The organism is Streptomyces sp. YS-3, assembly GCF_045257485.1.
Classification (GTDB): domain Bacteria; phylum Actinomycetota; class Actinomycetes; order Streptomycetales; family Streptomycetaceae; genus Streptomyces.
On record NZ_JBJHPC010000245.1, the window covers coordinates 1 to 10,242 of the forward strand.

General features: G+C 69.0%; 2 protein-coding genes. One reads left to right on the top strand and one right to left on the bottom strand.

Features of this window, described 5'->3' with window-relative positions:
• Nucleotides 1-3,658 (bottom strand): FG-GAP-like repeat-containing protein (locus ACJA3G_RS20225; RefSeq protein ID WP_406554426.1); only part of this gene is annotated, 3,658 nt, incomplete at its 3' end.
• 587 nt (nt 3,659-4,245) lie between these two features.
• On the opposite strand from ACJA3G_RS20225, the gene ACJA3G_RS20230 reads away from it, so the two are divergent.
• Nucleotides 4,246-10,242, top strand: a 5,997-nt coding sequence (locus tag ACJA3G_RS20230) for an RHS repeat-associated core domain-containing protein (RefSeq protein ID WP_406554427.1), incomplete at its 3' end; no start/stop codon positions are given.

The following is a 10,242-nucleotide window of genomic DNA, read 5'->3' on the forward strand; positions in this document are numbered from 1 at the left end:
CCCACCAGTAGAGGTTGCCTGCGCCGGAGATCGCGGCGATGTCGGTTTGGCCGTCTGCGTTGAAGTCGCCGGTGGTCAGGTCGCGGAAGGTGGTGAAGTCGCCTTCGTTGGGCCAGAGGCGTTGGGCGGTGCCGAGGTGGCCGTTGCCGTCGCCCGCCCACCAGTAGAGGTTGCCKGMGCCGGAGATGACAGCGACATCCGACTTGCCGTCCCCGTTGAAGTCGCCGGGGGTCAGATCCCGGAAGGTCTTGAAGTCCTCCTCCGTGAGCCACAGCTTCTCCGAACCGCCGAGACCGCCGTTGCCGTCACCCGGCTTCCAGTAGAGCGTGCCCACCCCGCTGATGTCCGCGAGGTCGGTCTTGCCGTCCCCGTTGAAGTCGCCCGGGGCCAGGTCGCGGAAGGTGAGGTAGTCGCCGTCAACCGGCCACAAGCGGGCGCCGTTGCGCAGGCTGCCGTTGCCGTTGCCGTGCCAGTAGTAGAGGGTGCCGGAGCCGGAGATGGCGGTGAGATCGCTCCTGCCGTCACCGTCGTAGTCGTTCTTGGCGTATGGCCGGTAGGCAGAGCCCTCGAGGGTCTGGATGGTCTTGCCCCAGACGCGCTGGCTGATGTCCGCGGCGGCGGTGAACGGGTACTGGCCCGCCGCGGGTGCCCGGCCGGGGAACTCGATCAGGCTTCCGCCCCAGGTGGTGGAGACGAGATCGGCGTAGCCGTCGCCGTCGAGGTCACCGTCGGAGGTGATCGACGGATGGGCCAGCACGGAGAAACCGGAGCCGATCTGCTGGCGCGTGGTGATGTCGCCCAGTCCGGTCGGGTCGCCCACGCGGTTGTAGTACGCGTACAGGGCGCCCGTGGTGGTGTCGCGCGCCCACAGATCCGGCAGGCCGTCACGGGCGGCGCCGCCGGCAGCGCCGATGTCGCCGGGGGCGAGGACGGTCATGCTCTGCCAGCCGCCGGCACCGATCTGGACCGGGTTGACGAAACGGCCGTTGCCGGCCCCGTGGAACAGCCAGAGCACACCGTTCTCCACGGTGATCAGGTCGTTGCCGCCGTCTCCGTCGGCATCTCCGGGAGTGATGATCTGGGTGACCTGCTGCCAGTCGATCTTGTCATACCCCTGGCACTTGGCCGCGTCGGCGACGCACGACGGTCGGCTCACCGTCACCAGCTGGGCCTTGGTGAAGTCGCCGTTCGTCGGGTTGAGGTAGAGGTACAGCTCCCCGCCCTTGTAGGCGAACAGGTCGTCGACCGTCTGTCCGCCGTGCAGGGAACCGCGGTGGGCGAGGATGGCCCCGGCCCACGTGGCGGTGGACGGCAACTTGCTGGGTGCCTGGTAGGCCGCGACAGTACCGCCGCGCGCCGGGTCGTCCGTGCCGACGGGGTACATGCGGATGTTCCCGCCGCCGTCCACGGTGGCGATGTCCGGCAGGCCGTCACCGGTCAGATCCCCCGCCACGGCCTTGGCGTTCGGATTGCCCGGCACGTAGAAGTCGTACTCGTACGTCCGTGAGCGGTTTCCGGCGTTGTCGACCGCGTCCACGTAGAGCACGTTCGTGCCCCAGTGGCCGGGCGTCAGGTTCAGGGAAGCCGCGCCGTTCACGGCGTCGACGGTCGTGGCGCCGCCGACCGGGAGGGACCGGTTGAAGGAGTACTCGAAGTAGTCGACGCCGCTTCCGCCGTCCGAGGCGCCGAGTCGGAACGTGCCGCCGAACCGGTCGTCCGCATGGTGCGGCGTGACCGTCGAGCCCGAGGCAGGATAGTCGTCGGACGCGACCGTCGGCTCCGAGGGCGGCGTCCCGTCCACCCGGAAATGACAGACGGGTGTGGTGGCGGATTGGCTGATGCCGTCATCGGATCGGACGTACCAGCCGTACAGATGGCCGTCGGTGAGGGTGCCGACCGCCTTGTCGACGGTGGTGCCGCTGGAGACCCAGGCGGTACTGGAGCCGTTGTCGCCCATGCCGATGACGCTTCTGCTGCCGTCCGAGTCGTCCCAGATCCCGAACTGTCCGCGGACCTGCTGGTCGGAGTCGGCGTCGGCGACCGTGGCCCGGAGGTGGATGCCGTCACCGGCCGCGTTGGTCGCGCCGATCCAGCCGATGGTGTTCACCCCGCAGTCGGGCGTGGCGGGAGAGACGGCGGCGGGGGTGGTCCCGGGTGACGTGGGCACCTTGGGGGCGGTGTTGTACTGCACGACCAGGGACGCGCTGGTCGAGAACCGCTTGAAGGCGTCCCGGTTGCTCTCGTCGGCGGCGAAGACGCCGACGGACAGGCTGGTACCCGCGTTGTCGACGGCCGAGGTGACATCGGCCTCGGCGAGCTGGTTGCCGGGGCAGTCGTTGTTGCGGGTGCCGGTCACCGAGGCGCTGCCGATCTTCTCGTGGGCGCTCGGTGCGGTGTTCCAGGTGATGCCCGGGCTGAAGGAGTCGGTGCGGTAGACGTTGAGCCCGTACTTTTCGCAGCCGATCGAGGCGGAGTACGTCTCGGTCATGGTGAGGGTGGCCGAGTGGATGACCTTTCCGGCGTACGGGGACGTGTTGAACTTGTAGTAGACGCGCTCGATGCCGGTGTCGGTCTGGTAGCCCTGGTAGCCAACGCCGGGGTTGCCCCACTTGCCGGTGTCCCAGGCGCTGTTCTTGTATGCCTCCCAGGTGGCGCCCCAGGTGTTGCTGTCGGTTCTGCTCGGTTCCCAATTGGGGTCGATGTACACCGGGTAGTGCGTGTCAGTGGCGGTCAGCAGGTGCTGGTCGGGGGTGAGGGTGATGGCGCCCTCACCGGTCCGGGCCTGCACGTCCACCTGCTTGGCACCCGTTCCCGGCCCGTCCGGCGAGGAGGCGGCCTCCCCCGAGGCGGCCGTCTGCTCCTGGACGAGGGCCCTGTTACGGGTCAACGAGAAACCGGACGCGGCCGGCGCGGAAGGGGTGCTGGAGTCCCACATCGTCGGGGCCGGCGCGGAGAAGACCGAGGTCCCCGTGCTGTCCTTGGCGCTCAGGCCACCGTGCGCGTCGTCCGACAGCGTGAGCCCGCTCGTCGTCGAGGCGGCGAGCCGCACCGTGGCGAGCTTGGGGTTTCCGGCCGCTTCGCGCGTCTTGACGATCAGGACCTGGGTGAAACCGCCCTGGTCCTGCGCGGTGACCCGGAGGTCGACATCGGGGAGGACGTTCGGGTACAAGGCGGCCCTGCCGGAGACGGTGGGCGCGGGCAGGGGATCGGGCCAGGAGAGCGCGAGTTGTCTGCCCTCGGGTGTGGTCATCCTGGCCAGCGGCCCCGTGCCGCCCGGCGAGAACGCGAGCGCGGTGGGCGTGGCGGTGGTGGTGATCGACCCGTCGTCACCGCGCTGGAGGGTCGCGTCGAGCGGCCTCCACTGCCCGTCCTTCTTCACACGTACGGGAGTGACGTCCTGCCGCTGGCTGAAGCTCCCGTCCGGGTTGGCGGTGAGCGTGCTGGTCGGGGTGGTGGCGCTCTGCACGGGCACGGCGGAGCCGGTCGCCCTGGCCTGCGCCGCCGCCTCGGCTTCGGCGGCCTGGAGGCCGGTGAGCGGAGCCGAGGATTCTGCGGCCGGGGACTCGACCGGGTTCGGCTTCACGGGAAGCGTGGTGTTCCCGTCGTCGGCTGCGGCCGGGCCCGCGCCGAGCGCGACTGCCATCAGGGCCCCGCTCACCGCCACGCTCCAAGCTGAGGCGATCGTTTTTCGGCGGCGCCGTCTTTGGGTCCCCATGCTGCTCCTATATGGCCACGGAATCGGAAATTCGGCCCGCGTAACTGAGCGAGCGCCCTGGAGCATATACGGGGAGTCCGACATTCAGTCCCAGTCTTCGGGGCGTCCTGAATGGCGGATACATGGAATAAATAGATAACGGACCAAACCGGGCGGCTGATGCGCAGGGCGGTGGCACGTCCCGTGCAGCGCAGGGCGGGCATATGGTGAAAAAACAGGGAAGCAGCTTGACCACCCTGTGTGTGGCAGGTGCACCTTCTGTGAAGCACTCGATCTGAGCCAAGTGGCGCCCGGCTGGGGACACGAACCCTCAATTTGCTCATTTTTTGCGTGCGCATGTGACGGGTAATACCTTTCCGCTGCTACTTTTCCGGTCTCTTTTGCTTGCTGGGGTGGGGACTGTAGTGAGAAGCAGGGGCGGGTATTTCTCGCAATTTTTTGGCCGGATTCGACGCGCGGGCAGAACCCGAGACACGGTGGCATTGGCCGCCTGTTTCGCGTTGGTTCTGACGCTGCTGTCCGGGGCGCCGGTGCTCGCTCAGGGACACCATCTGCCCAAGCAGTGGTCGCCGCGGCCACTGGACAAGGCGCACTCGGTGCCGGGGCACGACGTCGAGCCGCACCAGGCCGCCGCGCTGTCCGGTGCTCACGGCTCGTCACCTGCCAAGTACCACCCGCTGTCGGTGACATGGCCTTCTGCGACTCGTGTTCAAGTCAATCCGGCGGCCGACAACAGCGCGCCCCCGCAGGCACCCTCGCGGCAGTCGGTCACGCGGCTGCCCTACGCCGAGCCCGGGCCGGCCCACGCGGCCGGAACCCCGGTATGGGTCGGCCGCCCGGGTGCACTGACCAAACAGCGTACGAACCAAGCCACCGGCAAGACACCCACAGCGGTCACCGTCGCCGTCGCGGGCCGCACCGCTGCCCAACGGGCCGGAATCAATGGCGCCCTGTTCTCCCTGACCGACAGCGCACCGCACCAGGCCGGCGGCAAGACCTCGGTCGGTCTGGACTACACCGGATTCGCCGACGCCTACGGCGGCGACTACGCGGCCCGCCTCCAGCTGGTCCAGCTGCCGGCCTGCGCCATGACCACGCCCGGCTCCCCTACGTGCCGCGCGTCCAAGCCCGTGCCGTTCCGCAACGACTTCGCCAACCACCGCTTGGTGGCCGACGTCACGCTGCCCGGCGCTGCCACGAGCAGCGGTGCCCAGTCGCTCGTGCTGGCCGCGACGGCCTCCCCGGGCGGAGCCGGCGGCACCTACGGCGCCACCGCGCTCGCCCCGTCCGGAAGCTGGAGCGCCGGCACCTCCTCCGGCGACTTCACCTGGAACTACCCCATCAGCGTGCCCCCGCCGCTCGGCGGCTCCGCGCCTTCGGTTGCGCTGTCGTACGACTCCTCCAGCATCGACGGCCGTACCGCCGCGACCAACAACCAGCCCTCCTGGATCGGCGACGGCTGGGACTACCAGCCCGGCTACGTCGAGCGTTCGTACAAGCCGTGCTCCAAGGACGGCGAGCCCAACACGGTCGGTGACAACTGCTGGGCCACCGACAACGCGACGCTCTCGCTCGGCGGTCGCACCGTCAAGCTGGTGAAGGACGACACGACCGGCATCTGGCGTGAGAGCGGCGACGACGGCTCCCGGGTGGAGCACCTCACCGGCGCGACGAACGGCGCCCAGAACGGCGAGTACTGGAAGGTCACCACGACCAACGGCACCCAGTACTACTTCGGCCTCAACCACGCGCCCGGCAGCACCACCACGCCCACCACCAACTCCACCTGGACTGCCCCGGTCTATGGCAACAACACCGGGGAGCCCTGCCACGGGAGCACGTTCGAAGCCTCCTGGTGCCAGCAGGCGTGGCACTGGTCGCTGGACTTCGTGGTGGACCCCAACCAGAACGTGACGACGTACACGTACAAGACCGAGTCGAACTACTACGCGCGCGGCACGTCCAGCACCCTGACGCCCTACATCCGCGCCGGCTATCTGACCACCATCTCCTACGGTCAGCGCGTCCCGGACGCGGTCGCCGGGAGCAAGGCCGCCGCCCAGATCGTCTTCGCCACGTCCGAGCGCTGTGTCTCCGACTCGACGTTCACCTGTCCCGACACGCCGCCCACCGCGAGCACCGCCACCCACTGGCCCGATGTGCCGTTCGACCAGAACTGTGCATCGAGCGGCACCTGTGCGAACCACGCACCGTCGTTCTGGACCACGAGGCGGCTCACGGCGATCACCACGCAGGTGCTGGTCGGCTCGGCGTACTCCCCGGCGGACACCTACGACCTCACCCACCAGTTCCCGGCCACGGGCGACACCAACAAACCGGGCCTGTGGCTCGCGTCCATCACCCATACGGGCAAGGACGGCGGCTCGCTCCAGCTGCCCGCCGTCACCTTCTACGGGACACGCCTGGCCAACCGGGTCGACACGACCACCGACAACATCCCGCCGATCAACCGCTACCGGGTCAAGGCGATCGTCACCGAAGCCGGCGCCCAGATCAATATCACCTACAAGTCGCCGGAGTGCGTCAAGGGCACCCACATGCCCGCCTCGCCCGACAGCAACACCATGGCCTGCTACCCCGTGTACTGGGTCCCGCAGGGCGCGAGCGACCCGACCCTGGACTGGTTCCACAAGTATGTGGTCGAACAGGTCACAGAGGTCGACAACTCCACGCTTGGCGCCGCTGCCAAGTCCACGTCGTACGAGTACCGGGGCGGCGCGGCCTGGCACCACGACGACGAAGAGCTGATGGACCCCAAGAACCGCAGCTGGGGCCAGTTCCGCGGATACGGAGAGGTCGTCACCCACACCGGCACCGCCCCCCAGGAGCTCACCCAGAGTTCCGCCCTCTACCTGCGCGGCATGAACGGGGACCTGAAGGCCGACGGTTCCCACAAGTCGGTCACCGTCACGGACTCCGCGGGCGTCTCGGTGACCGACGACGATCAGCTGGCCGGTGTCGTCCGTGAGAGCCGGGCCTACGACACGGCCGGCGGATCCATACAGGAAGCCACTTTCCGTACCCCCTGGGAGGGCCGCGTCACCGCCACCCACAAACGATCCGGTCTGCCCGACCTGACAGCCCGGCTCGGGGGCACCGCCAAGGTCCAGACGAGTGCGCTGCGCGCCGCCAAGACCTGGCGCACCTCGGAGATCGACACCTCGTACGACACGGACGGACGCGTCGTCGCGGTCGACGACAAGGGCGACGGCACCTCGGCGACGCCGGAAGTCTGCACGAAGACCAGCTACGCGCAGAACGCGACGGCTTGGGCCAACATGATGGCCTTCCCGTCCGAGGTCATCAAGATCGCCGGAAGCTGTGACAGCACGCCGAACGCGGACAACACCCTCGCGGACAACCGCACCATGTACGACAACAAGCCGTTCGGCTTCGTCCTGGGCACCGGCGACGCCACGTCCACCCAGGTCCTCGACCACTACGACAGTTCCGGCACGGCCCAGTTCAAGACGGTGGGCACCACCACCTATGACGGCTACGGCCGAGCGACGAGCGTGACCGATGCGCTAGGCGCCACCACATCCACCTCCTACAGCCCGGCGACCGGCGTGCTGCCGACCTCCGCCACGAGCACCCAGCCGGTCGTCGCCCCGGCCACCACGGGCTGGAAGAGCACCACGACGTACGACCCCTTGCGTGCCGCCCCGCTGACCACGACGGACGCCAACGGCCGCATCACCGACCTGGCGTACGACCCGATCGGCAGACTCGCCGCCGTCTGGCTGCCCGGCCGGCCCAAGGCGAGCAAGAGCGCCAACAAGCGTTTCACCTACGCGCTCAACAAGGGCACCCCGAGCGTCGTCACCAGCGAGACGCTCCGCGAGGACAACTCCTACACGATCGACTACAAGCTGTACGACGGCCTGCTGCGGCTGCGCCAGGAGCAGCAGAGCAGCGCCGACGGCGGCACGGGCCGGCTGGTGTCGGACGCCTTCTACGACACCCACGGCTGGACGGTGAAGACCAACGCCCCCTACTACAACACCACCAACCCCACACCCTCGCTGTTCGTGGTCAACGACGACCAGGTGCCGTCCCAGACCGGCACCTTCTACGACGGCATGGGCCGCCCCGTGGCCCAGACCCTCTCCAGCCTCGCCGTGGAACAGTGGCGCAGCAGCACCGCGTACCCCGGCGTCGACCGGGTCGACGTGACCCCGCCGCCCGGCACCTCGGCGACCAGCACCATCACCGACGCACGTGGCCACACGGTCGAGCTCCGCCAGTACCACGGCGGCACGCCCACCGGCCCGTCCGACAACACGCGCTACCACTACGACGCGTCGGGCAACCAGGACCAGGTGACCGACAGCGCGGGCAACAAGTGGAGCACCACCTTCGACCAGCACGGGCGCCGGGCGTCCTCCACGGACCCGGACACCGGCACGACCACCTACGGGTACGACGACCTCGACCGTCTCACCTCGGTGACGGACGCCCGTCACAAGACCCTGGCGTTCACGTACGACGAACTGGGCCGCAGGACAGCCGAGTACGCGGGGTCGACGAGCGGCACCAAACTTGCCTCGTGGACGTACGACACCCTGGCCAAGGGACAGCCGACGTCATCGACCCGCTACAGCAACGGCAACGCGTACACCAACGCGGTCACCGGCTACGACGTGGCGTACCGGCCCATGGGCAGCACGGTCACGATCCCCGCGGCCGAGGGCAAACTGGCCGGCACCTACACGACCACCGCGGCGTACACGCCGAACACCGGTCTGCTGGATACCGCCACCATGCCGGCCGCGGGAGGCCTGGCCGCCGAGCCGGTCTACTACTCCTACAACCTCGCCGGCAAGCCGATGCTGGTCGGTGGAGGAGCCGACTACATCAGCGGCATGTGGTACACGCCGTACGGGCAGGTCCAGCGCAGCCTCCTCGGCGACGTGCCCAAGCAGGTTTCGCAGACCAACAGCTACGACCCCGCCACCGGCCGGGTGCTCAAGTCGACACTCGACAAGGAGAACGGCACCACACCGGTCGACGTCACCAGCTACACCTACACCCCGTCCGGCGCGGTCACCTCGGCCTCGGACACCCAGGACACCGGCCAGACCGACACCCAGTGCTTCAGCTACGACTACCTCAACCGGCTCACCGAAGCGTGGACCGACAAGGGCGGCGCCACCACAGAGCCCGCCCCGAAGGTCTCGGGCATCGGCGGCTGCACCAACACCACGCCGAGCGCGGCCAACCTGGGCGGCCCGAACCCGTACTGGCAGTCGTACGGGTACGACCTGACCGGCAACCGTACGAGCGAGGTCGACCACGACGTCACCGGTGACACCACGAAGGACGTCACCCACGCCCAGACCTACCCGACGGCCGGGCAGCCGCATCCGCACGCCGTCCAGTCCATGACGTCCAGCAGCCCGGCCACCGGCACGAGCACGGAGACGTTCGCGTACGACGAGTCCGGCAACACCACCGCCCACACCACGAAAGCGGGAACGCAGAACTTCAGCTGGACCGACGAGGGCAAGCTCGACACGGTCACCAGGACCCAGACGGAGAAGGGCACGGACTTCGTCTACGACGCGGACGGCAACCAGCTGCTGCGCCACGACCCGACGACGTCGACGCTGTACCTGCCGGGCACCGAGGTGGTCCTGAACAAGGACACCAACACCACGAGCGCCACCCGCTACTACGGCGTCCCGGGCTCCCTGACCCTGGCCCGCACGAGCGACGGCCGCCTCACGTACCTGGCCTCTGACCCGCACGGCACGGACAACGTCGCCGTGGACTCCGCGACGCTCACGGTCCAGCGCCGGCCGACGACCCCGTTCGGCCAGACCCGGGGCGGCCCGACTCCCGCCACATGGCCCGGCGACAAGGGCTTCGTGGGCGGGACCGTGGACACGGACACGGGCCTGACCAACCTGGGCGCCCGCGAGTACGACCCGAACCTGGGCCGGTTCCTGTCGGTGGACCCGGTCTTCGACGCGGGCGACCCGCAGGCTCTCAACGGTTACGCGTACGCGGACAACTCCCCGCTGAACAACGCGGACCCCACCGGGCAGACGATCTGCGACTTCAACCCGGAGAAGTGCAACCGGGGCTCCTCACCGGAGACGAAGAGCGAGGACGCGTACGCCACCTACACGGCCACCACCGGCGTCGTGTACGACAGCCGGCCCGCACCGCCCAAGAAGCCGAAGCACCACCACTGGTGGCAGAAGGTCTGGGACAAGGTCGAGACGGTCGCCGTGATCGTCGTGATCACGGTGGTGGTCGTGGCGGTGGTCGCGGCCTGCGTCACCCCGGCAGGCGTCGCCTGCGCCGGAGTCATGATGGCGGCGGCCACCGGAGCCGCCGAAGGCGCCACATTCGGAGCGACAGCCGCGGCGGCCGGGGCGGTGATATCAGCGGGCGGCGAAGCCCTGGCGGCGGTGGGAGCCGGCGCGGCGGTGGTCGGCGCGGCGGCGAAGGTCGCCAAGGGCATCTCCAAGGCGGTCTCGAAGTCGGGGGCCGAGGGG